Raw genomic sequence first — 24908 nt, 5'->3', positions numbered from 1 at the left:
GGGGCGATATATTGATTGCCGTTCAGCGGTAAACATGGTATATTATTACTAAGTGTTGTAATTTTTACACAAAAAATCAATAAGCAAGTAGTAGGAGTGGTAAAAATGTATCAGGAAGATTACAAGCGTTGGCTGGAAGCGGACCTGGAGGATGCAGATCTTCATCCTGAGCTGGCCCGGATCGAGGGAAATGACGAGGAGATAAAGGAGCGCTTTGCAGTGGCGCTGAAATTCGGTACAGCCGGACTTCGGGGTGTGCTGGGAGCCGGGACGAACCGCATGAACATCTATGTGGTGCGCCAGGCTACGCAGGGACTTGCAAACTGGGTGAAGACACAGGGGGGCACACAGACTGTTGCCATCAGCTATGACAGCCGTCTCAAGAGCGATGTGTTCGCAAAGAACGCGGCGGGAGTCCTGGCCGCAAACGGTATCAAGGTGCGGATCTACGACGCGCTCATGCCTGTGCCGGCGCTCTCCTTTGCGACTCGTTATTATAACTGCAATGCGGGCATCATGGTGACAGCCTCACACAACCCTGCAAAATACAACGGATACAAGGCCTACGGGCCGGACGGCTGCCAGATGACAGACGATGCGGCGGCCATCGTATACGAGGAGATACAGAAGACGGACGTGCTGACAGGCGCAAAGTATATGTCCTTTGCAGCCGGCGTGGAGGAAGGACTGATCCGCTTTGTGGGCGATGATTGTAAGAGGGCCCTCTATGACGCTATCGAGTCCAGACAGGTCCGTCCGGGACTTTGCAGTACAGCAGGGCTGAAGCTTGTGTACAGCCCCCTGAACGGCTCCGGACTTGTGCCGGTGACACAGGTGTTAAAGGATATCGGTGTGACAGATATCACGATCGTCCCGGACCAGGAGTACCCCAACGGATACTTTACCACATGCAGCTACCCCAACCCTGAAATTTTTGAGGCCCTTGAGCAGGGACTGAACCTGGCGAAGGAGACAGGTGCGGATCTGATGCTGGCCACAGACCCGGACGCAGACCGGGTGGGCATTGCCATGAAGTGCCCGGACGGTTCCTATGAGCTGGTGAGCGGAAATGAGGTGGGCGTGCTGCTTCTGGATTACATCTGCGCGGGACGCATTGAGAAGGGAACCATGCCTGAGAAGGCAGTTGCTGTGAAGTCCATCGTATCCACACCGCTGGCAGATGCAGTGGCAGAGCACTACGGCGTGGAGCTGCGCAGCGTGCTGACAGGATTTAAGTGGATCGGCGACCAGATTGCGCAGCTGGAGGAAGCAGGAGAAGTGGACCGCTTCATCTTCGGATTTGAGGAGAGCTACGGATATCTGGCAGGCCCCTATGTGCGTGATAAGGACGCAGTCATCGGCTCTATGCTGATCTGCGAGATGGCAGCCTACTACAGGAGCATCGGAAGCTCCCTGAAGCAGAGGATGGAGGAGATCTATGCTCAGTACGGCCGCTACCTCAACAAGGTGGACAGCTTTGAGTTCCCGGGACTGAGCGGCATGGACAAGATGGCAGGCATCATGCAGAGCCTGAGGGACAACCCGCTGACAGAGATCGCGGGGTACAAGGTAGCCTCTGTGACGGACTACACAAAGCCGGAGGAGACAGGACTTCCCTCAGCCAACGTGCTGATCTACAAGCTGGAGAACAGCGAGACAGTCATCGTCCGCCCCTCCGGAACAGAGCCGAAGATCAAGATCTACTACACAACGCTCGGAAAGGATCTGGCAGAGGCCCAGGCCGAGAAAGACAAGCTGGCAGAGGCTATGAAGTCTGTGATGGCATAGGAGCGGGAAAAGAAATATACGCAGCATAAAAATACATAAAGAGCAGCTAAGAAAGGGACAGGGAGATCTGTCCCTTTCCTGGCTGTTGGGAAGAAAAAGCTGAAGCCCACATTTGAGTGCGGGAAGCAGTTTGTGGACATGATCTGTCTACTCTCTCTTCAGATATTCCCTGGCCATCGCCTGCTGCTCCCTGGTCATGGACACCTTCCCCTTGGTGATTCCCACAAGCCCCTCCTCCTTCAGCTTTCGGATGGTCCGGTTCAGCGTCTTCACGGAGATGCCGGTCTCCTCGTGTATTTCCTCCCGGGTCCTTTTTACAACGCAGGAGCCGTATTCCTCTATGTACTGGAGAATATAGGCCAGAAGAAGATGCTGGGGCGGGTAGAACAGGCGGTTGCCCCGGTTGTAGGAGGAGCGGTACAGCTTGTAGGCCACCTTCTGGGACACCAGCCGCAGAAAATGAATGTCCTTTGAGATCCAGTTCTCGAAATCCTTTCTGGAGAAATACAGAACCGTGCACTCTGTGGTGGTCTCTAAGGTGACGGAGGTGCGGGGCTTTCCGGCAAGGATGGACACCTCCCCCACAAAGTCAATGGGATCGTTTCTTTCGATCATAAAAACATTTCCATTTTCAAATTCATTGATGACCCGGTGATAGCCCTCGCAGACAATGCCGAAGTAGTCCAGCTCGGCGTCCTTCTGGTGGATGATGGTTCCGGGCGGATAGGTGCGGACCGTACAGCGGTCCCGCAGCTCATCGGGCATATAGCGGATATAATTTTCCAGTTCCGGTACTCTTATGAGCAGTTCTGACAGTGTCATGACAAATCCCCCTCTTTTTTTACAGTATACATCAAAAACAGCCCATTTGTCCTTTTTTTATACAAGTTATTCTTATATAATACGTGGATGTTATAAGAATTCTTAATAGAACGAGGAGAAATGAGATGAAAAAGGAGACCTACGCTTATCCATCTACCATGGCCAGACTGAAGGCGGAGTACAAGATCTTTATTCTGGCATTTGTGTTTATCGTGATCGCGGACAGCATCGGACAGATCCAGGTTCCGCTTGGACCGGGGACGCTGATCCTGTTCCCGATCTTTTACTCCCTCATCATGGGAGTGATCTCAGGGCCGGAGGTGCTGAAGATCTTTAATAAGAAGGAGGTAAAGGCGGCGTCCAAGCTGGTCATCGTGGCCATCTGTCCCTTTATCGCTAAGCTGGGCATCAATGCAGGAGCCAGCATTGAAGTGATCCTCTCGGCAGGGCCTGCCCTGATTCTGCAGGAGATCGGCAATCTGGGAACCATTTTTCTGGCCCTTCCCTTTGCCCTGCTCCTGGGCCTGAAGAGGGAGGCCATCGGAGCCACCCATTCCATCAACAGAGAGTCCAACCTGGCTCTGATCACGGACATGTTCGGTCCGGACTCGCCGGAGACGAGAGGAAGCCTGTCTATCTATGTAGTCGGGGGCATGGTGGGAACGATCTACTTTGGCTTCATGACCACCATGGTGGCGGCGCTTCACATTTTCCATCCCTACGCTCTGGGCATGGCCTCAGGTGTGGGAGCCGGCATTCTCATGGCCAGCGCTACAGCCAGCCTGGCTCTCATCTACCCGAATATGGCGGCGGAGCTGTCCGCTCTGGCGAGCACCAGCGAGACCATATCCGGAATCACCGGCATCTATGTGGCGATCTTTGTGGGCATACCGCTGACGAAGAAGCTGTATCAGCTGCTGGAGCCGCCCATCGCTCGGCTGCGTCGGGAGCCAAGCGAGGTGCTGGAGAGCAGAAAAAAGACAGAGGAGGAAAGATAGATGAGATACGCAGAGTGGGGAATTTTATTAGTTATATCAGGACTTGGCATTGCCCTGGCCAACTTTATCGGGTTTGATGTGGGCTTTATGGAGTCCCTTCCGGGAATCCTCATCTTACTAGGCATCTCCGCTGCCGCAGTGGTAGTCAGCAAGCTGGTGCCTCTGCGCCTGCCCATCGTGGCCTACTGCTCCATCATCGGGCTGCTCGTGGCAAGCCCCTTATGTCCGGCCAGGGAGTTCGTCATCGCGTCGGCGAACAGCATCAATTTTACAGCGCCCCTCACACTGGTGGGAGCCTACGCGGGCATCTCCATCGGGGATCAGATCAAATCCTTTGTAAAGCAGGGCTGGAAGATGATCATAGTGGGCGTACTTGTCATGACAGGCACCTTTCTAGGATCAGCCTGCATTGCGCAGATCGTCCTGTCACTGACCAACGCTATATAGATGGATGATACTGAAAAACTATTGCGGACCATTGCAAGTGTGAGTTTGATAGGGAGAAAGAAATGGATAGGAAAATAGAAGCGGATCTTCTGATCCGGGACAGCGATTATCTGGATGAAGATTTTGAGCTGGTGGAAGGAAAAAGTATCCTCATAAAGGACGGAAGAATAGAAGCAATTGACACGGCCGAAAGGCTGAGGAAAAGCTATGACTGGAAGGAGGAGCTGGACGGGAGAGGCTGCGTGTACATGCCCGGGCTTGTGGACAGCCACATGCACACAGGGCAGCAGCTCCTGCGGGGGAGAGTGCTGGATGAGATGCCCATGATCTGGACACGTATCATGCTGCCCTACGAGAGTACCCTGACACCGGAGAAGATGAGGCTCAGCGCCCGGATGGCGGCAGTGGAGATGATCCACGCGGGGACAACGGGATTTATCGACGCGGGCAGCTATTTTATGGAGGAGGCAGCAGGCGTCTATGCCCGCAGTGGGCTGCGGGGAGTCCTCTCCTACTCCACCATGGACCAGAAGGGTCTGCCTGCGTCCATCGCCATGGATGCGGAGACAGCTATTCGAAAAACGGATGAACTATATAAAGAATTTCATGGACAAGAAAATTTAAAAGTTTACTATTCTCTCAGATCTCTTATATCCTGTTCGGAGGAACTGATCCTCATGGCGGCTGAGAGAGCGAAGGAAAACCAGACCATGCTGCAGGCCCACATGAACGAGTACCCGGGAGAGATCAATTTTTACATGGAAAGAAAGCAGCTGCGCCCCTACGAGTATCTGGACAGCCTGGGTGTGCTGGGGCCGGATTTCCTGGGGGCACACAGCCTGCTCCTGTCGGAGAGTGAGATCCGTCTGCTGGAAAAGCGGGGAGTGAAGGTCTGCCACTGTCCCTTCAGCAACTGCGGCAAGGCCGCGCCCCGGACACCGGAGCTCCTTGAGAGAGGTATTACGGTGGGGCTGGGGACAGACGGGGCTGCCCACGGGGGCCTGAGTCTGTTCCAGGAGATGAAGATCTTCCGGTCCGTCATGAACCTGACCTGGGGCGTGCCCCTGTCGGAGCCCGCCATCATGCCGGCCAGGACCATACTCGACATGGCCACCCGGGGCGGACAGGCATGCCTGGGAGGAGACCCGGACAGAGACGGGAGGATTCTGCCTGGAGCCAGGGCCGATATCATAGGAATTGACAGGAAGCGGATCTACATGGCTGTGTACGGGCACATGGCCAACACAGTGCTGGAGAGCGTGGGGGCCGGCGACGTGAGGGATTCAGTGTGTGGGGGAAAGGTACTCATGAGAGACTACCAGATTCAGACGTTGGATGAGGAGGAGATTTACCGGGAGGCAGTCTCCTACAGAAATAATTTTGCATAAAATCCTGCAAAAAACAGAAAGGATACAGACCTAATGGTGGAATATTTGATCGTTATTCTTGCAAATCTTCTGGTGGGAGGTATGATCGGGCTGACAGGAATTGCCGGATTTCTCCTGCCCATGCTGTACTCCGGGTTCATGGGCATGCCGGCGGCCCAGGGGATGGCGCTCAGCTTTTTTGCTTTCCTCATCTCCGGCGTGCTGGGAGCGTGGAATTATCACAGAGCGAAAAATCTGGATGTCAGGCTGGGACTTCTGATCAGCGCCGGGAGCCTTATAGGGGCGTCTCTTGGCGTCTGGCTGAACCTTCTGATGGACGAGTCGTTGGTCAAGAGGATCCTCTACCTCGTAGTGCTGGCCTCCGGCATCTCCATTCTGCTTCGAAAGGACAGGGACAGGAAGACAGGGGGGAGGGAAAAGCTTCCGGCGTGGGGAATGGTCGCCTTTGGACTTGTGACCGGAGCCCTGTGCGCTCTCTCCGGTGCGGGAGGTCCCATTCTTGTGATGCCTCTGCTGGTAGTGCTGGGCGTGCCTGTGAAGACCGCGGTGGGTGTGGCTCTTTTTAACTCTATTTTCATCGCCATTCCCTCCTGCATCGGATACAGCCTCCAGTGTGATCCGGGAACCTTTCTTTCCCTCCTGGCGGTCTCCATGATCAGCCACGGCGCCGGGGTCTGGGCGGGAAGCAGAAATACCTCCTTCCTGAAGCCGGAGCCTCTAAAAAAGGGCGTAGCCGTATTTTCTGTATGTATCGCGGTTTTTAAGCTGATCACCGGGTAAGCGGATTTCCGGCGGGGACGGAGAAAGGTTTTCTGTCGTATTGGAGTAAGCGGCAAATACGGGATGGGCTGTTTTTCTGGTTGTAGAAAAAGAAAAAATAGCCTATAATAATAGACGCAAATTCTTTTAGGAGACTGTTGAAGATGAAAAAAGGTTTACGGACAGCGGGCTGTCTGCTCATGTCAGTAATGATCGCTATAACAGCAGTGCCGCATACAGCCTGCGCCACTGCCCCGGCGGACACAGCTCAGCCCCAGGACGGAGCTCAGGCCGAAGAGGGGAAGGATCCCTATCAGAAGCAGCTGGAGGACACCTACAAGCAGGAGGTACAGACAAACCATCTGAAGGAGTGGCCCCAGGGACCCGGCATTTACGGTGACGCGGGAATTGTGATGGACGCAGAGACAGGGGCTGTATTATATGGAAAGAATATTGATCAGCAGGAGTACCCGGCCAGCATCACCAAGCTTTTGACTGCCCTGCTGGCCTTTGAATACTGTGATATGACGGAGGACGTGGTGATCACGGCGGAAAGCCTGACCTGCTTAGGGAGCGGCTATGCCTCCATCGGCCTGAAGGAGGGAAATGTCATCTCCATGGAGCAGGCCCTCTACGCTATGCTCCTGGCCTCGTCCAATGAAGTAGCCTACGCGGTGGGAGAGACGGTGGCGAAGACCCAGGGAGAGGACTACCAGTGGTTTATAGATGAGATGAACCGCAAGGTGGAAGAGCTGGGGGGAACCAATTCCAACTTTGTCAACACAAACGGCGTGCAGGACGAAAATCACTATACCTGCGCAAGGGATATGGCGCTGATCGCAAAAGAGCTGTTTAACTATCCGGAGTTTTTTACCATCTGCCAGACGGCAAACTATACCATACCGGCATCTGCCACCACAGAGGAACATATTTTCCAGCAGAAGCATGAGATGCTGGTGCCGGGCTACAGCGATTACTATGAGTACGCGGTGGGAGGAAAGACGGGCTACACGACCGAGGCGAACAATACTCTGGTGACCATGGCGGACAATGGAAACATGAAGCTTGTCTGCGTCACCTTGAAGGTGTTCCCGGGGCATGTCTACTCTGACACAACGGCGCTTCTGGAGTACGGATTTAACAATTTTCAGCACGCTTCTATTGACGCGGGTGACAATGAGGCCATAGAAAAGATACTGGACTCAGCCAATGTCACCATCCCATCCGGGTTTAAGCTGTCCAGCCTGGATGCAAAGCTGGAACAGGTCACGGGGGGAAACAGCACGTCGTTCCTGGACTACACCTATGAGGACAACCCGGTGGGCCGGATCAAGGTTCAGGTGAACAAAAACGCCTCCTTCCAGGAGGCGGAGGCGCAGGAGGAAGAGGCCGGGGGAATCAGCGTGTGGAAGATCCTTATGGTCGTGGCGGCAGTCATTATCCTGATCCTGGCTGTGCTTATCCTCTTTACTACCTGGTGCAGGCGGCAGAGGCGCAGGAGACGCAGGCGAAGACCCTGACAGAGGACTGGCCGGGAATATAACGCAGAATGTCGAAAATAAAAGGGAAACCCTTGACTTATCAGGGGTTTCCTATTATAATTTTTACCGTGTAAAAAGTAATAGTCTTAGAAAACCATATGAGAAAGACCGTGACGAAGACAGTAGGGCATGCGGGAACGTCAAAGCGAGCCGGCGGCGGTGTGAGGCCGGTACAAGTAGGGTGTGCCTGAACATCACTTCAGAGTCGCAGCTTCCGAAAAGAGTATGAGTAAGAGCTGACGGAGTCCGCCGTTACCGGAAGGCATATGATAGTATGTTAGGTGGTTTATAAATGAGGGAATACGACTTTCATCCTAATCGGGTGGAGGTCTTTTTTTTCATAAATGTTCCAAACAATATACACAATAACACAGGAGTTAGTGTAAGTTCAGACGTAATACTTTTTAAAAGTATTACGTCCCCTGTTAACATTTTCACAAGGAGGAAGCCATGTACAAGAAAGTTCCAACAGACCTGAACTTTGTGGACCGCGAGAAAGAGGTTGAGAAGTTCTGGGAAGACAATCACATTTTTGAGAAGAGTATGGATAACAGGAAGGAGGGCGAGACCTACACCTTCTACGACGGGCCGCCGACAGCCAACGGCAAGCCCCACATCGGCCACGTGCTGACCCGTGTCATCAAGGACATGATCCCAAGATACCGGACTATGAAGGGATATATGGTGCCAAGGAAGGCCGGATGGGACACCCACGGCCTGCCGGTGGAGCTGGAGGTGGAGAAGTCTCTCGGCCTGGACGGCAAGGATCAGATCGAGGAGTACGGCCTGGAGCCATTTATCAACAAATGTAAGGAGAGCGTCTGGAAGTACAAGGGCATGTGGGAGGATTTCTCCAACACAGTCGGCTTCTGGGCAGATATGGAGCATCCTTACGTTACCTATGACAATGATTTCATCGAGTCCGAGTGGTGGGCGCTGAAGAAAATCTGGGACAAGGGCCTTCTCTACAAGGGCTTCAAGATCGTTCCCTACTGCCCCCGCTGCGGCACGCCTCTGTCCGCCCAGGAGGTGGCGCAGGGCTACAAGGATGTAAAGGAGCGCTCCGCCATTGTCCGCTTTAAGGTGAAGGACGAGGACGCTTACTTCCTGGCATGGACCACCACGCCCTGGACACTGCCCTCCAACATCGGCCTCTGTGTGAACCCGGACGAGGACTACGCAAAGGTAAAGGCCGCGGACGGCTATGTGTACTACATGGCGCAGGCCCTGCTGGACACAGTCCTTGGAAGGCTGGCCACAGAGGGACAGCCGGCCTACGAGGTGCTGGAGACCTACAAGGGAAAAGAGCTGGAGTACAAGGAGTACGAGCCCCTGTATCAGTGCGCCTACGACTGCGCTGCAAAGCAGAACAAGAAAGCATTCTTCGTGACATGCGACAGCTACGTAACCCTGACAGACGGTACCGGCGTGGTTCACATCGCCCCTGCCTTTGGTGAGGACGACGCCAAGGTGGGCCGCAAGTACGACATGCCCTTTGTGCAGCTGGTAGATGAAAAGGGAAATATGGGCGAGACCACACCCTTTGCCGGCCTGTTTGTCAAGAAGGCGGACCCGGAGGTATTGAAGGATCTGGACGCAAGAGGACTTCTCTTCGACGCACCCAAATTTGAGCACAGCTATCCCCACTGCTGGAGATGCGACACACCGCTCATCTACTACGCTCGCGAGTCCTGGTTTATCAAGATGACGGCTGTGAAGGACGAGCTCATCGCCAACAACAACACCATCAACTGGATCCCGGAGAGCATCGGCAAAGGCCGTTTCGGCGACTGGCTGGAAAATGTCCAGGACTGGGGCATCAGCCGGAACCGCTACTGGGGAACTCCGTTAAATATCTGGGAGTGCGAGTGCGGACACCAGCACTCCATCGGCAGCATCGAAGAACTGAAATCCATGTCCGACAACTGCCCGGACGACATCGAGCTGCACCGCCCCTACATCGATGATGTGACCATTAAGTGCCCCAAGTGCGGCAAGGAGATGCACCGTGTGCCGGAGGTTATCGACTGCTGGTTCGACTCAGGCTCCATGCCCTTTGCGCAGCACCACTATCCGTTTGAAAATCAGGAGCTCTTTGAGCAGCAGTTCCCGGCAGATTTTATCTCCGAGGCTGTGGATCAGACAAGAGGCTGGTTCTACTCCCTGCTGGCAGTGTCCACCCTGATCTTCAACAAGGCGCCCTACAAAAATGTAATCGTCCTGGGACATGTGCAGGATGAGAACGGCCAGAAGATGAGCAAGTCCAAGGGCAATGCGGTGGATCCCTTCGACGCTCTGGAGAAATACGGCGCGGATGCCATCCGCTGGTACTTCTACGTGAACAGCGCTCCCTGGCTGCCTAACCGCTTCCACGGCAAAGCCGTTGTGGAGGGACAGCGCAAGTTCATGGGCACTCTCTGGAACACCTACGCGTTCTTTGTGCTCTACGCGAATATTGACGAGTTTGACGCAACAAAATATACATTGGACTACGACAAGCTGCCTGTCATGGACAAATGGCTCCTGTCCAAGATGAACACACTGGTGAAAGAGGTGGACGATCACCTTGGCAATTACAGGATCCCCGAGGCTGCCAGAGCGCTCCAGGATTTCGTGGATGACATGAGCAACTGGTACGTGAGAAGGAGCCGTGAGCGCTTCTGGGCAAAGGGAATGCCCCAGGATAAGATCAATGCCTACATGACGCTGTACACAGCTCTTGTTACATTCTGCAAGACAGCAGCGCCCATGATCCCCTTCATGACAGAGGAGATCTATCAGAACCTTGTCCGCAGCATCGATCCCTCCGCACCGGAGAGCATCCACCTGTGCGACTTCCCGACAGTAAAGGAAGAGTGGATCGACAAGGAGCTGGAGGCCAATATGGACGAGGTGCTGAAGGTGGTCGTTATGGGCCGTGCATGCAGAAATACAGCCAACATCAAGAACCGCCAGCCCATCGGCCAGATGTTCGTAAAGAGCAGTGCGCAGCTTCCGGAGTTTTACCAGGATATCATCAAAGATGAGCTGAATGTGAAGAAGCTGACCTTTACAGACGATGTGCGTGCCTTTACTTCATATACATTTAAACCACAGTTAAAGACAGTTGGGCCAAAATATGGTAAAATGTTAGGTGGCATCAAGGCGGCCCTGGACGCGGTCGACGGAAACGCGGCCATGGACGAGGTAAATGCCACAGGAGCATTAAAGCTGGATGTAAACGGACAGGAGATCACTCTGTTCAAGGAGGATCTTCTGATCGACACAGCACAGATGGAGGGCTATGTGTCTGAGGACAACAATGGCATCACCGTTGTGCTGGATACAAATCTGACACCGGAGCTTCTTGAGGAAGGATTTGTCCGCGAGATCATCAGCAAAGTACAGACCATGAGAAAAGAGGCCGATTTCGAAGTGACCGACAAGATCCATATCACCTATCAGGGAAGCGAGAAAGCCGAGAAGGTGTTCGCTGACCACAGGGAGGAGATTGGAAGCGAGACACTTGCCCTCTCCGTTGAGAAAGCCGAGCCTGCAGGCTATGTGAAGGAGTGGAAGATCAACGGCGAGAAAGTGACCATCGGTGTCGAAAGATAAGGCTCTAAGAAAGGAATGGAAAAATGTATAATCCCAGATTTGAAAAAAAGGCTTTTAAGAAGGAAGTAGAACACAATGTAAAGACCCTCTACCGCAAGACCATCGACGAGGCCACGCCACAGCAGCTCTTTCAGGCTGTGTCCTACGCGGTAAAGGAGGTCATCATCGACGACTGGATCGCCACACAGGACCAGTTCAAGAAGGATGACCCGAAGACAGTTTACTATATGTCTATGGAGTTCCTCATGGGCAGGGCCCTGGGGAATAACCTGATCAATATGACAGCCTACCGGGAGGTAAAGGAGGCTCTGGACGAGATGGGCATTGACCTCAATGCCATCGAGGATCAGGAGCCGGATCCGGCCCTCGGCAATGGCGGTCTGGGACGCCTGGCAGCCTGCTTTCTGGACTCCCTGGCAACCCTTGGATACGCAGCCTACGGCTGCGGCATCCGCTACCGCTACGGCATGTTCAAGCAGAAGATCGAGAACGGCTATCAGGTAGAGACGCCGGACGATTGGCTCAAGGAGGGCAATCCCTTTGAGCTGCGCCGGGAGGAGTACGCAAAGGAAGTCCGATTTGGCGGAAACATCCGCGTAGAGTACGATGACGCCACGAACCGGACAAAATTCGTCCAGGAGAACTATGAGTCAGTCCTGGCTATCCCCTACGATATGCCTGTCGTGGGCTACGGCAACCATCATGTAAATACCCTCAGAATCTGGGATGCCCAGGCTATTACCAACTTCCAGCTGGACTCCTTTGACAGGGGCGACTACCACAAGGCAGTGGAGCAGGAGAACCTGGCAAAGACCATCGTGGAGGTGCTCTATCCCAATGACAACCACTACGCTGGAAAAGAGCTCCGACTGAAGCAGCAGTATTTCTTCGTGTCAGCCAGCATCCAGGCGGCTATCTCGAAGTATAAAAAGTCACACGATGACCTGCACAAGCTGCCGGAGAAGGTGGTCTTCCAGATGAACGACACCCATCCAACAGTGGCGGTGGCAGAGCTTATGCGCATCCTTCTGGATGAGGAGGGGCTGGGCTGGAACGAGGCCTGGGATATCACCACCCACTGCTGCGCCTACACGAACCACACCATCATGGCGGAAGCCCTGGAGAAATGGCCCATTGACCTGTTCTCCAAGCTGCTCCCGAGAGTGTACCAGATCATCCAGGAGATTGACCGCCGTTTCCTCATCCAGGTGAGAGAGATGTATCCGGGCAATGAGGAGAAGGTCAGGAAGATGGCCATTCTCTACAACGGGCAGGTGCGCATGGCACATCTGGCCATCGTGGCGGGCTTCTCTGTAAATGGCGTTGCAAGGCTCCATACAGAGATCCTGAAGCACCAGGAGCTGAAGGATTTCTACGAGATGATGCCGGAGAAGTTCAACAACAAGACAAACGGCATCACCCAGAGGCGCTTCCTGATGCATGGCAATCCGCTTCTGGCAGACTGGGTAACAGAGAAGCTGGGCACAAAGAACTGGATCACAGACCTGTCTCTTATGTCCGGATTAAAGAAATACGCGGATGATCCGAAGGCGCTGGCTGAGTTCATGGACATCAAGTACAGGAACAAAGAGCGCCTCGCGGCCTACATTTTAAAACACAACGGCATTGAGGTGGATCCCCGGTCCATCTTTGACGTGCAGGTGAAGCGTCTCCACGAGTACAAGAGACAGCTTCTCAATATCCTCCATGTGATGTACCTGTACAACCAGATCAAGGAGCACCCGGAGATGTCCTTCTATCCAAGGACCTTTATCTTCGGCGCAAAGGCTTCCGCGGGATACATCCGGGCCAAGGAGATCATCAAGCTGATCAACTCCGTGGGAGACGTGGTGAACAATGACCGCAGCATCAACGGAAAGCTGAAGGTTGTATTTATCGAGGACTACCGCGTGTCCAACGCGGAGATCATCTTCGCGGCGGCGGACGTCAGCGAGCAGATTTCCACAGCCTCCAAGGAGGCTTCCGGAACCGGAAACATGAAGTTTATGCTGAACGGAGCCCCCACGCTGGGAACTATGGACGGCGCTAACGTGGAGATCGTGGAGGAAGTGGGCGCGGAGAACGCCTTCATCTTCGGACTGAGCTCTGAGGAGGTTATCAACTACGAGAACTACGGCGGCTATCATCCCCAGGATATCTATCACAATGACCAGGATATCCACAAGGTGGTGGATCAGCTGGTGGACGGCACCTACTCAAACGGCGACACGGAGATGTACCGCGACCTGTACAATTCCCTTCTCACAAACCAGGGCGGCAGCCGGGCGGATATGTATTTTATCCTGAAGGATTTCCGCTCCTACGCGGAGGCCCAGAAGAAGGTGGAGGAGGCCTACAAGGACACAGAGGGCTGGGCAAAGAAGGCTCTTCTCAACACAGCCTGCTGCGGCAAATTCACCTCCGACAGAACCATCCAGGAATATGTGGATGACATCTGGCATCTTGACAAGATCAAAGTGGAAGTGGAGACAGAAGAAGAATAAACAGACAAACCCTCTCATACACTACTGTATGGGAGGGTTTTTTATGCGCAACAGACTGAAAAAAATCGGCTGCTACATCATCATTATCGTGCTGCTTCCCTATATAGTCACCGTCTTCATGAACGGCCCGGCCATCCCGGCGGACACGGCCGTGAAAACCACCTGTGTGAAGGTGAAAAAGGACGACACAGAGCTGGAGCTGCCGCTGGACGAGTACTGCATCGGCCGTATGGCAAAGGAGATACCCGCGGACTACGAGGAGGAGGCCCTGAAAGCCCAGGCAGTGCTGGTGCGCACCTCTGTCTATAAGAGTATAAAGGAGGGCGGAACCCAGGTTCTTCTGGAGGACGATTTCTGGACAGAGGAGGAGATGAGGCAGCAGTGGGGGGACAGCAGATACTCCGGATACCACAGGAAGATGGAGGAGGCATGGGATGACACGGAGGGACAAGTTGTCATGTACGGGGAGGATCTGGCCAACACGCCATTTACCAGGCTGACCAACGGAAACACCCGGGATGGCAGCGAGGTTCTGGGGAGCGGGGATTACCCCTACCTGAAGATCAAGGATTGTCCGCTTGATATAGAATCTCCTGAGCAGATTCAGACAGTGACTGTGGACGACATGGACGCAGAGGTGACGGCCATGGACACGGCGGGATATGTGACCTCAGTGCGGGTGGGGCAGGAGACGGTGAACGGAGAGGAGTTCCGGCAGACCTACGGCCTGGCCTCCAGCTGTTTTATTCTGCAGAAGTACGATGGCAAGCTGCGAATTACCACAAGAGGGGTGGGCCATGGCCTTGGGCTGTCCCAGTACACCGCAAACGAGATGGCAAAAGAGGGGAAAGACGCAGCGGAAATCCTGCAGTACTTTTTTGAGGGAACCGAGATCCGGGAGGTGGCAGAAATCGTTACAAATTCCCAGGATACAGAATAATGCACCCTGCTTCTGGCAAAAATATAGCCAGAGGTGATGAATATGAATAAGAGACAGAAGCCCTCAAAATCCAGAAGAGGAGCAGGCATTACCCTCGCTGTGTGCTTTGTGGCTGCCGCGGTCATGGTGGGAACATATACACTTCGGAACTATCAGGAGGCAAAGCAGCAGGAGCAGGCGCTGGCGGAGGAAAATGCGGATACAAAGGAGAAGGAGAGCCAGGAGGAGGCGGGCAGCAGCCTGGTCATCAACACAGAGGAGGATCCGGCAGACGGGGCGGCCGCAGGAGAGGACCAGGGCAGCGCGGCACAAGGAGCCGCAGGTGAGGCAGCGGAGGGCCAGACCGGCGGGGCAGGCACTTCCCAGGGAACAGCCTCCGGGGCTTCAGCCTCTTCCCAGACAGCGGGCAGTGCCGGGAACGTGAGCTTTAACGGTGAGAGTATCCTGCTGTGGCCTGTGGACGGCAACGTGATCATGAACTACAGTATGGACAAGACGGTCTATTTTTCCACCCTGGATCAGTACAAGTATAATCCGGCGCTGATCATTTCCGGGGCGGAGGGCGATCAGGTGATCAGCTCCACTACAGGGATCGTAAAATCCATCGATGAGAACGCCCAGACAGGTACAACGGTCAATATCGACATCGGGAACGGCTACGAGCTGTTCTACGGCCAGCTCAAGGATGTGACGGTCAGCACAGGGGACTACGTGGAGGCGAAGACAGTCATCGGCTATGTGGCACAGCCGACCAAGTACTACAGCGTGGAGGGCTGTAACGTGTACTTTGAGATGAGGAAGGACGGGCAGCCGGTCAATCCCATGGACTACATGGCTGACTAAGGGCTGATTGAGATGTCCGGCAGGCAGGAAAAAGGGACGCAAGGGAGCGCCCCTTTTTTTACGCCTTGCCAGAAAAGCACTGCTTCCATTATAATAAAAAGCAGTGGAAAAAAAGGCGGCTCCATGGAAAATGCTGTCGCAATATGGGGATAATTTGTGTAATGAATGTGGAAAAGGTGGATAACTCTGTGGATAATGTGGAAAAGCCCGTGGATAAAAAGGGAAAAAACAATTATACATACATTGTGAAATGCAGAGACGGCAGCCTCTACACGGGGTGGACCAACGACCTGAAAAAGAGGATCAGGGTCCACAACGAGGGAAAAGGAGCCAAATATACAAAGAGCCGCCGGCCCGTCACCCTCGTCCACTGTGAAGCCTTTGGGACGAAGGAGGAGGCCATGCGGCGTGAGTACGAGATCAAGCATATGACCAGGAGTGAGAAGGAAATGCTCATAAGAGAGAGCTTATAACACGAAAGCGTACATGACTACAAAGTGGCAGGCGCTTCCGGCCATCACAAAGAGGTGGAAGATCTCGTGGCTTCCGAAGTACTTGTGCTTTCCGTTAAAGATGGGGAGCTTCAGCGCGTAGATGACCCCGCCTATAGTGTAGATGATGCCCCCTGCCAGAAGCCATCCAAAGGCCGCCGGCGACATGGAGTTAAGGATCTGTGTAAAAGCCAGCACGCAGGTCCAGCCCATACCGATGTACAGGACGGAGGACACCCATTTGGGGCAGTACACCCAGAAGGCCTTCAGCACAATGCCCAGGATGGCGATCCCCCACACGATGGAGAGGAGAATGATGCCGGTCCGGTTCCGAAGGACCAGAAGACAGATGGGCGTGTAGCTTCCCGCTATGAGTACAAAGATCATCATGTGATCTATCTTTTTCAGTATTGTGTTCACCTTTTTGGAGCGGTCGAATGTGTGGTAGGTGGTGCTGGCCGCGTAGAGAAGGATCAGACTTACCGCGTAGACCGCTATGGATATCACATAAATTCTGCTGGGCTCGTGCATCGCCTTGATGAGAAGCGGAACTGCCGCGAAAATAGCCATCAGCATGCCGATGAAGTGTGTGATTGCGCTTCCAGGATCTTTTACATGTGTCTTAATCATCTGTGTCATAACCGTACCTCCTAGAAATGAATATTATTGAAAGCGGTTTTCAAAACTACATTATATGTTTATATCTATTATACCCCTTCATATGAAAAAAGCAACAGAAGGAATAGAAAATTTTTTCTTAATTTTAAAACTGGTATGGTCAAAAAAAACAAAACTGGATGTTTATACAGAACCAGAGCGGTGCTATCATAGACATACGATATAGGAAAGGAAGTAATCGTATGGAACAGAGAAATCAGACCGTCATGAAGCTTGCCCAGACGGCCATACTGGCCGCCCTGTGCTATGTGTCATTTACCTATCTTCAGATAAAGATCCCCATGCCGGGAGGAGATGCCACCTCCCTCCACATAGGAAATGCCTTCTGTGTGCTGGGCGCACTCCTTCTGGGCGGATGGTACGGCGGACTGGCGGGAGCCATCGGGATGGGCATTGCGGATGTCATGGATCCCATCTACATCACCGGTGCGCCCAAGACCTTCTTTCTGAAGCTCTGTATCGGACTTATCACTGGCCTGGTGGCCCACAGGATCGCGAAGATCAACGAGAGCAGCGACAGGGCCTACGTGGCAAAGTGGAGCACCATCGCGGCAATCGCGGGGCTTGCCTTCAACGTGGTGGCAGACCCGGTGGTGGGATATTTCTATAAGATGTACATTCTGGGCCAGCCCCAGCAGATGGCAGAGGTGCTGGCAAAGTGGAGCACAGCGACCACATTTGTAAATGCCATTGTCTCCACAGTGCTGGTGAGCTTCCTGTACAATGCGGTGCGTCCCATTCTCCTTCGGAGCGGCCTTCTGACAGGGCCGACAGGGCACACAAGGCCCATGGCGCAGTAGCTGATACAGGACAGAAGGCCAGAAGGGCGGCTGCCCGGGGAAACAGGATCTCCGGACAGCCGCCCTTTTTTGCGTTTGTATTTTGCTTTTAGTAGTTCTCAGCCTTTCTCTCGAAGTAAGCCTTGGGATGATTGCATACCGGGCATACCTCCGGCGCCTCCTCACCGTAGTAGATGAAGCCGCAGTTTCCGCATTTCCATCCAAGAGGAGCCTCGCCCTTGAAGGTAGTTCCGTCCAGATAGTGCTCCAGGAGCCTCTTGTAGCGGGCCTCGTGAGCGGCCTCCACTCTGGCCACGCCCTCGAATTTCTGAGCCAACTCTTCAAAGCCTTCTTCCCTTGCCTCCTGGGCCATGCGCTTGTACATGTCTGTCCACTCGTAGTTCTCGCCCTCAGCGGCGTCCTTTAAGTTCTCGGCAGTGTCACCGATGCCGTGGAACTCCTTGAACCACATTTTTGCGTGCTCCTTCTCCTGGTTGGCAGTCTCCTCAAAAATGTTGGCCATCTGTACAAAGCCGGCCTTCCGTGCGGCACTGGCATAGTAGGTGTATTTGTTGCGTGCCTGGGATTCGCCTGAAAATGCCTCCATAAGGTTCTTCTCTGTTTTTGTTCCTGCGTACTTGGACATATTTTCTTCCTCCTTTGCTTTGTGAATATATTTTGGAATATAGTAAAACCATGCTATAAATGTAAAAGGAGGCCTGCAGAACTGTCATCCTGCAAGCCTCTGTTTAAGCGTATGTCGTTGACGACAAGTATATTTGACTGTATTGACCGACCGATCTTAGCCAAAGTATCTCTTGAGGAGTCCCTCAAATGCTTTTCCATGACGAGCCTCGTCTCTTGCCATCTCGTGAACTGTGTCATGGATTGCGTCAAGGTTGGCAGCCTTCGCACGTTTTGCAAGATCAAATTTTCCAGCTGTAGCGCCGTTCTCGGCCTCTACGCGCATTTCAAGGTTCTTCTTTGTGCTGTCAGTAACAACCTCGCCAAGCAGCTCAGCGAACTTAGCAGCATGCTCTGCCTCTTCGTAAGCAGCCTTCTCCCAGTACAGGCCGATCTCCGGATAGCCCTCTCTGTGAGCAACTCTTGCCATTGCCAGGTACATACCAACCTCAGAGCACTCTCCCTCGAAGTTAGCGCGCAGATCTGCAAGGATGTCCTCGCTTACGCCCTGTGCAACGCCTACAACGTGCTCAGCAGCCCACTCTCTGTCGCCTGTCTGCTCTTTGAACTTCTCAGCAGGTGCATGACAGACTGGACACTCAGCCGGAGCTGCCTCTCCCTCGTAAACATAGCCACATACTGTACAAACAAATTTTTTCATGATCTTCTACTTCCTTTCTTTATTTTTATATTTTTAATATTAGTAACAATTACTAATATTAAATTACACCTTTGCGCGCTGATTGTCAATACCTATTTTGTATTCTTTTTCAAACAATCACCGCATGTTCCGTAGAACAGAGCCGTGTGGTGGTCTATACACCCATCAAAACACTTTTCGGCCAGTTTGTCAATGGTATCCAGCGGGTCCATCTCCAAATCTATCACCCTGCCGCAGGAGGTACATATTACATGGTAATGTGGACTGGTCACTGCGTCAAATCGGTCGCCGCCGTCCGGTGTAGTGATCTTCGTGATCTCTCCGATGTCGGCGAGTAGGTTCAGATTGCGGTAGACAGTTCCCAGACTGATGCGGGGAAATTCTTCGCGCACATGCATGTAGACAGTGTCAGCGGTAGGATGTTCTTTTGTGCCTGCAAGAAATTCCTTGATAGCCTCCCTCTGCCGGCTGTATTTCAGAGTTGCCATATGCCAGCCTCCTTCCTTTTTAAGATGAAAACAATAACCAATAATAATAATGATTACTGTAATTTGATTATAGCAGCTCTGAGCAAAAAGTCAACCGGGAAATTTGAATGTAACAATTTGTAACATTTATCGACAGGAAAATAATGGCAAATTAAGAAAAACATAATAATATGACGCTTAAAATCCGGGGGTATTGTGTTGACAAAGCTGTTTTACGTTGTTATAATTTTACCGTAACATTTGTAACAATTCTGTAATATTTACAAAAGATAAGAAAACATAAACAAGAAGTTAGGAGGCTGTTTATGAATTCTTCTTTTAAAAGAGGATTGTTCATCGTTACTTTAACTGGAGTAATCTCAATTTCCGGGGAGACGGCGGAGGCGTCTGACGATCATGTGGAGATGTCCCTGCCCGGAGTGGGAATTGAGGCGGTGCTGGATGACTGCCGCGCAGCGGACAGCGATATAGACGTGGAGAGTTATCTTGTGCCGAGTGAAAAGGGTGAGTATTCAAATATGGCGTTCGCGAACGTGGACACAGACACATTTCTGTTTGTGCGGAGCGAACCAACAACAGAGAGCGAATGGGTTGGAAAGCTGTACACGGATTATGCGGCGAAGATCACAGGCCCTGTAGGCGAGTGGACGCAGATCGAGAGCGGATCCGTCACAGGCTATGTGTACACGCAGTATATTATAATAGGAAATAACGCACAGCAGAAAGCCCAGGAGCTGATACAGTCTTCCGAGGGCCAGAGCGAAGAGAGCGCCTTTCACTACGCGGTCTCCAGGCAGGAGGAAGAGGAGAGGATCGCCAGGGAGGCAGCCGAGGCAGCGGCCGCTCAGGCGGAGGCAGAAAGGCAGGCCGCCGAGGCTGCGGCCCAGGTCCAGGCTTCCCAGGCGGGGACAGGACAGGCTATTGTGGATTACGCCTGTCAGTTTATCGGAAACCCCTACGTCTGGGGAGGGACAAGCCTGACAGACGGAGCGGACTGTTCCGGATTTGTACAGTCCGTGTATGCCCACTTTGGCATTAGTCTTCCCAGGACCACCTGGGATCAGGAGTACGCAGGCACGGCTGTCAGCTATGACCAGGCCATGCCCGGGGACCTGATCCTGTACGAGGGCCATGTGGGGATCTATATGGGAGACGGACAGATCGTAAACGCTATCAATCCCTCCAAGGGGATCGGCGTCATACCCGCCACGTGCATGCAGATCAAGACTGTGCGGCGGGTCATCTGAAAAAGAACGGCATGGGGCCGGGCGGAACAGAACAGGTTCCGCCCGGTTTTTTGTGCGGATACGCCCGGAGGGCGACCGCCGTGCTCGCACGAGCGGGCATCCGACGGTCAACGGTCATCGAGCGGCAATGCCGCGAGATGAGCCCGGCCCGGCGATAAACATAGGGATAAATTTATTATGTCGTCTTGCGAAAATCGAAATAATGTGCAATTTACACAAATTTGTAAAATGCTGTAAAAATTTGGAAAAAACACTTATCCAAGTTATCCACAGAAAAAAACATGAAAAAGGTGGAAAAACCGGAGTTTTTGAAAACTTATCCACATTATCCACATCGAAATCCCCCATTTTGGTGGATTATTTATGGTAAACAAAAGAACGGATGTTTTGTGGAGAAATGATAAAAATTTGTTTTTGTCGAAAAAACGGGGATGAAAACTTGACAAATAAATAACCAGAAATTTACGAGAAATTAATTTTAAATGTTTACACAATGGGTCAAAGCGGATATAATAAGGAATACCGAAAGATAAAGGAGGCGTAACAGAAGATGGTAACGAAAGAAATGACTATCGGCGAAGTGCTGAACATCAACATGGACATTGCACCGATCCTCATGGAAATCGGAATGCACTGCCTGGGCTGCCCTGCATCACAGGGAGAGTCACTGGAAGAGGCAGCAATGGTACATGGCATTGACGCAGATTTACTGGTAGAGAAGATCAATGCATTTCTGAAGGCGAATGCATAGGGATTGAAAAAAGTATTTCTGAGAAATATATTTTAAATGCAAAGAACGGGAAGCGTCCGATAGTCCGGAGCTTCCCGTTCTTATTTTGGCTTTCTGTTTTATCGTTGTCTTAAATCTCCGCCAGCTGCTGCACGGCGTCGCCTGACACCAGCATCTCGCAGTGCTCCTCGAGGAAGGCCAGGGAGGCGCTGGACGCCTTCTCCAGGGAACCATACTCGGAGAGCATGTTGCAGATCCTGTTGAAATCCCTTGTCTTCAGATCAGACTGTGTCAGCACAAGGATATAGAGGTCTGCTTTCTGGTCTTTGTATAATGTGTTGGAACCGAAATAGATGGATTTCAGCAGATGGGCTGCCTGGATCACCTGGTCCATGGTCTCAAAGGAGAAGAACCGGAGCGACGGCTTCTTTTCCTCCTCGGCAGTTTCCTTGGAGGGCTTCTCCGACAGAGCGGAGACGCTTTCCTTCACTTTGCCGATCAGGTTCAGAAGTTCTTCTGCCCCCTCCAGCTTCTCAAGAGCGCTTTCTTTTGCGGACTCCCAGTCACCTCCGGGTGAGGGAGCAAATTTAGAAAATCTGGTATCCAGTTCCTCCGGATCCTCGACTTTCGTGATTATCAGCACAATGGAGTCGGCTGACGCGGGGATCGCTTCTATCATAAGAGGGATATCGTCCGCTTCAAAGCCAAACTCAAATGCCGCTTGTTGCATCATATCATGGAAAAGTGATTTTGCTTTTTCAGTTCCGTAGGCCAGCTCACTAAGCTGGAGCTGCCTGGCTGCCAGATCGGCGCGGGTAAGAGTGCATCGGATCTGGTTGTCATTGATCTTCTCAATCTTCATAATATCACTTCCTTTTTCACAGTATAGCATAAGGGATAAGTTAAGTTCAATAAAATAAAAATAAAAAAAGCTTGCGTCAACATAATGGCTGGTGTATAATACAGTCACAGAAATTAGTATTCCCATTTCATTTATTCTTAGAATGGATCTGCAGGTCAGATTTATTTATCAGGGATTTTCAGAACAAGATCAGGTAACCTATCAACCATTTATTTCCAAAAAAGTCAGATAAGACAAGTATTTATTCAGTTTAAAGATTTTAATCAGATTTATCATTTTTTGCCCGGTCGGATTTTCGGCAGGAGCAGATCCAGAGGGCAGCATGGCGGCCCAAGAGAATACGGTTTCTGTGTGAAGGCCTATCCTGATATATCATGCACTTCCAAAAGGAGATATGCCTTCAGATGTTTTAGTTATATTCCATTTTATACGGCGGGCGGGAAAAGTTTCGTCCGGGCAGAAAAAGGAGGCTGTTATGCCGGAGGACACGAAGGAATTTCAGGAGCTGTTCAGGGAGCTGAGCGGCTACGAGAAAAAGGGAGTATACATAGAACTTGAGGGGAAACCGGCAAGCCCGACACAGATTGTACAGGCGCATATGCTGCGGGAGGATTCCGGCTATATGCGGGATTATGTGCTCAACGAGAAAGGAGATCTGAAAGCGCTGTACTTCAATCACATTGAAAAGGAACAGTAGACAATAAAAAAGACCGAACAGTGCGGACACCCCTCGCAAAAGTCTTGAAAATGTCGAAATATATAATGACGTGTGCGGGAAACATTGGTATAATAATGTATATGTGTGTGGGAGGTGCAGCATGGATCAGAGACGCAGAAGGAGGAGGACTGCGCGCGGACGGAAACAGTCAAGGCGCAGAAGGAAGAGAAATCTTATCCTGAAGACAGGATTTTTTATTATAGTGATCATAGCGGCTGTTGCAGCGTTCTTTTTGTGGAGGCGGTATGGCCCCTCAGATGAGCAGGCTGACAGGAATGAATATTATGGAATAGAAAGTGACGGTCAGCTGGCTATTGTCGTGAATAATGAGATCCTTGAACCCAGGGGGATGATCTCCGATGGAAGAGCCTATGTGGAGTACGCAACCGTGCGGGACTATATCAACTCCAGATTTTACTGGGATCCAGGTGAGAATGTGCTGCTCTACACGCTGCCTACTGACACGGTCAGCGTGGGCGTGGGAGCCAGCGAGTACACTCTCGCAAATCAGAAAACGAGCACAGACTACGTCATTTTAAGGACAGAGGGAAGTACAGCGTACATTGCGCTTGATTTTGTGGCTCAGTACACAGACATGTCCTACGAAGTTTTCACCGACCCGGACAGAGCGGTGGTGGTGACAGAGAAGGAAGAGAAAGTGGCGGAGGTGAAAAGAGACACCCAGGTGCGTTATCAGGGCGGGGTGAAGAGTCCCATCCTGACGGAGGTCTCCAAGGGAGACACTGTGGCTGTCATCGAGGACGAGGGCGACTGGAAGAAGGTGCGCACCCAGGATGGCTTCATCGGATATGTGAAGAAGAACAGGCTCCGGAACGAGAAAAAGACAACCTACGACAGAGGCTTCGAGGAGCCTGTATATACAAATATTTCCGAGGATTACGTGATCAACATGGCATGGCACAACGTGACCAACTCTGACGCCAATAGCAGCGTCCTGGAGATGATCGCCAACACAAAGGGGCTGACTACTATCTCTCCAACCTGGTTCCACGTGGCGGACACGTCCGGCAACCTGGAGTCTATCGCCAGCTCGGAGTATGTGAACTATGCCCATCAGTCCAATATCGAGGTGTGGGCGGCTATTCGGGATTTCGACGGAGGCATCAGCTCCCAGGAGGAGTCCTATGCGCTGCTCTCCAGCACTTCAAGCAGGACAAACCTGATCAACCAGCTGATGGCGGCCGTGTTCCAGACCGGGATCGACGGCATCAATGTGGACTTTGAGATGATCTCAGAGGAGTGCGGTGAGCACTATATCCAGTTTATCCGGGAGCTGTCCGTGCAGTGCAGGAAGAACAACATCGTGCTCTCCGTGGACAATTACGTTCCTCAGAGCTACAACCAGCAGTACCACCGGGAGGAGCAGGGCGCAGTGGCGGACTACGTGGTCATCATGGGCTACGACGAGCACTACGGCGGCTCACCTGAGGCGGGCTCAGTGGCCTCCTACGATTTTGTGAAGGCAGGCATTGAGAACACGCTGAAGGAGGTTCCGGCTGAGAAGGTGATCAATGCGGTGCCCTTCTTTACACGAGTGTGGGAGGAGACTCCCAAGACGGAGGAGGAGATCGCTGCTGACCAGGGCACGGACGCGGCTGAGTACACCACGAATGTGACCAGCACCGCCTACGGGATGGCGGACGCCAGGGCTGTGGTGGAGCAGGCGGGAGCCGAGATCACCTGGGATGAGACGACACAGCAGAATTACGCTACCTGGGAGGCGAACGGAGTCACCTACGAAGTGTGGCTCGAGGACGCCCAGTCACTGGAGCCCCGGCTGAAGCTCATGAAGGACTACGGGCTGGCCGGCACAGCCGCATGGCGTCTGGGACAGGAGACATCGGACATCTGGGAGCTGATACTGCAGTATGTAAATTAACGTAAAGTAAAATCATGTCAGGCAAGGCAGGAGCAGTCTGGCG

Annotated in this window: 22 protein-coding genes; 16 read left to right on the top strand and 6 right to left on the bottom strand. The window is 52.5% G+C overall.

The features are described from left to right. Positions 1-105 precede the first annotated feature (105 nt). Positions 106-1788 carry a phospho-sugar mutase gene (locus H7U36_RS10355; RefSeq protein ID WP_205156101.1) on the top strand — a complete coding sequence of 561 codons (1683 nt, stop codon included), beginning with the start codon at positions 106-108 and terminating at the stop codon, positions 1786-1788. Positions 1789-1935: 147 nt separating this feature from the next. Here the strand turns inward: H7U36_RS10355 and H7U36_RS10350 are convergent, their stop codons facing one another. Next, entirely contained in the window at positions 1936-2610 is a 675-nt protein-coding gene (locus H7U36_RS10350) for a Crp/Fnr family transcriptional regulator (RefSeq protein ID WP_191493497.1), read from the bottom strand. A 125-nt stretch (positions 2611-2735) separates the two neighbouring features. On the opposite strand from H7U36_RS10350, the gene H7U36_RS10345 reads away from it, so the two are divergent. The 10 genes from H7U36_RS10345 to H7U36_RS10300 all read left to right on the top strand — a co-directional run bounded on the left by H7U36_RS10345 (position 2736) and on the right by H7U36_RS10300 (position 16100). Next, positions 2736-3608 (top strand): DUF3100 domain-containing protein, encoded by an 873-nt coding sequence (locus H7U36_RS10345; RefSeq protein WP_033126110.1) that lies wholly within the window; start codon positions 2736-2738, stop codon positions 3606-3608. Next, positions 3609-4055, top strand: a complete 447-nt coding sequence (locus H7U36_RS10340; RefSeq protein WP_033126111.1) for a hypothetical protein — start codon at positions 3609-3611, stop codon at positions 4053-4055. 62 nt (positions 4056-4117) lie between these two features. Further along, positions 4118-5443: an amidohydrolase family protein gene (locus H7U36_RS10335; protein WP_033126112.1), complete on the top strand. Its 1326-nt coding sequence runs from the start codon at positions 4118-4120 to the stop codon at positions 5441-5443. Between the two features lie 33 nt (positions 5444-5476). Then, positions 5477-6223, top strand: coding sequence for a sulfite exporter TauE/SafE family protein (locus H7U36_RS10330; RefSeq protein ID WP_033126113.1), 747 nt, complete (start codon positions 5477-5479; stop codon positions 6221-6223). Between the two features lie 143 nt (positions 6224-6366). Beyond that, positions 6367-7722: a D-alanyl-D-alanine carboxypeptidase family protein gene (locus tag H7U36_RS10325; protein ID WP_205156100.1), complete on the top strand. Its 1356-nt coding sequence runs from the start codon at positions 6367-6369 to the stop codon at positions 7720-7722. 471 nt (positions 7723-8193) lie between these two features. Next, positions 8194-11340 (top strand): isoleucine--tRNA ligase, encoded by a 3147-nt coding sequence (gene ileS, locus H7U36_RS10320; RefSeq protein ID WP_205156099.1) that lies wholly within the window; start codon positions 8194-8196, stop codon positions 11338-11340. A gap of 23 nt (positions 11341-11363) precedes the next feature. Continuing rightward, the gene (locus tag H7U36_RS10315; RefSeq protein WP_205156098.1) at positions 11364-13844 is read left to right on the top strand and encodes a glycogen/starch/alpha-glucan phosphorylase; all 2481 of its coding nucleotides are present in this window, start codon (positions 11364-11366) and stop codon (positions 13842-13844) included. Between the two features lie 43 nt (positions 13845-13887). After that, complete coding sequence (locus H7U36_RS10310) at positions 13888-14784, top strand: SpoIID/LytB domain-containing protein (RefSeq protein ID WP_138303669.1); 897 nt, start codon at positions 13888-13890, stop codon at positions 14782-14784. Positions 14785-14826: 42 nt separating this feature from the next. Then, a complete protein-coding gene (locus H7U36_RS10305) occupies positions 14827-15627 on the top strand; it encodes a M23 family metallopeptidase (protein WP_033126118.1) in 801 nt (266 codons plus the stop codon). A 161-nt stretch (positions 15628-15788) separates the two neighbouring features. Beyond that, complete coding sequence (locus tag H7U36_RS10300; RefSeq protein WP_205148695.1) at positions 15789-16100, top strand: GIY-YIG nuclease family protein; 312 nt, start codon at positions 15789-15791, stop codon at positions 16098-16100. On the opposite strand, the gene trhA is transcribed toward H7U36_RS10300, so the two are convergent. Further along, positions 16095-16748: a PAQR family membrane homeostasis protein TrhA gene (gene trhA / locus H7U36_RS10295; protein WP_033126181.1), complete on the bottom strand. Its 654-nt coding sequence runs from the start codon at positions 16746-16748 to the stop codon at positions 16095-16097. The genes H7U36_RS10300 and trhA overlap by 6 nt on opposite strands. Positions 16749-16978: 230 nt before the next feature. On the opposite strand from trhA, the gene H7U36_RS10290 reads away from it, so the two are divergent. Next, positions 16979-17596 carry an ECF transporter S component gene (locus tag H7U36_RS10290; RefSeq protein WP_138303665.1) on the top strand — a complete coding sequence of 206 codons (618 nt, stop codon included), beginning with the start codon at positions 16979-16981 and terminating at the stop codon, positions 17594-17596. Positions 17597-17684: 88 nt separating this feature from the next. Here H7U36_RS10290 and rbr read toward each other — a convergent pair whose 3' ends face one another. From rbr to H7U36_RS10275, 3 genes are all read right to left on the bottom strand, one after another. After that, positions 17685-18221, bottom strand: a complete 537-nt coding sequence (gene rbr / locus H7U36_RS10285) for a rubrerythrin (protein ID WP_033126119.1) — start codon at positions 18219-18221, stop codon at positions 17685-17687. A gap of 156 nt (positions 18222-18377) precedes the next feature. Beyond that, a complete protein-coding gene (locus tag H7U36_RS10280) occupies positions 18378-18920 on the bottom strand; it encodes an NADH peroxidase (protein WP_033126120.1) in 543 nt (180 codons plus the stop codon). A gap of 92 nt (positions 18921-19012) precedes the next feature. Further along, positions 19013-19408 (bottom strand): Fur family transcriptional regulator, encoded by a 396-nt coding sequence (locus H7U36_RS10275; protein WP_033126121.1) that lies wholly within the window; start codon positions 19406-19408, stop codon positions 19013-19015. Between the two features lie 305 nt (positions 19409-19713). Here H7U36_RS10275 and H7U36_RS10270 point away from each other — a divergent pair, with 305 nt between their 5' ends. Further along, the gene (locus tag H7U36_RS10270; protein WP_033126122.1) at positions 19714-20655 is read left to right on the top strand and encodes a C40 family peptidase; all 942 of its coding nucleotides are present in this window, start codon (positions 19714-19716) and stop codon (positions 20653-20655) included. Between the two features lie 550 nt (positions 20656-21205). After that, positions 21206-21406, top strand: coding sequence for a DUF1858 domain-containing protein (locus H7U36_RS10265; protein WP_033126123.1), 201 nt, complete (start codon positions 21206-21208; stop codon positions 21404-21406). 109 nt (positions 21407-21515) lie between these two features. Here H7U36_RS10265 and H7U36_RS10260 read toward each other — a convergent pair whose 3' ends face one another. Then, the gene (locus H7U36_RS10260; protein ID WP_138303663.1) at positions 21516-22247 is read right to left on the bottom strand and encodes an adaptor protein MecA; all 732 of its coding nucleotides are present in this window, start codon (positions 22245-22247) and stop codon (positions 21516-21518) included. A 475-nt stretch (positions 22248-22722) separates the two neighbouring features. On the opposite strand from H7U36_RS10260, the gene H7U36_RS10255 reads away from it, so the two are divergent. Next, positions 22723-22944 carry a hypothetical protein gene (locus H7U36_RS10255; protein WP_033126183.1) on the top strand — a complete coding sequence of 74 codons (222 nt, stop codon included), beginning with the start codon at positions 22723-22725 and terminating at the stop codon, positions 22942-22944. A gap of 121 nt (positions 22945-23065) precedes the next feature. After that, the gene (locus H7U36_RS10250) at positions 23066-24865 is read left to right on the top strand and encodes a glycosyl hydrolase family 18 protein (RefSeq protein WP_138303659.1); all 1800 of its coding nucleotides are present in this window, start codon (positions 23066-23068) and stop codon (positions 24863-24865) included. The last annotated feature ends 43 nt before the right edge of the window (positions 24866-24908 follow it).

Source organism: Faecalicatena fissicatena, assembly GCF_016900595.1.
GTDB lineage: Bacteria > Bacillota > Clostridia > Lachnospirales > Lachnospiraceae > Claveliimonas > Claveliimonas intestinigallinarum.
The sequence above is the reverse complement of the archived record's forward strand: the minus strand, read 5'-3'. Positions and strand labels throughout refer to the sequence as shown.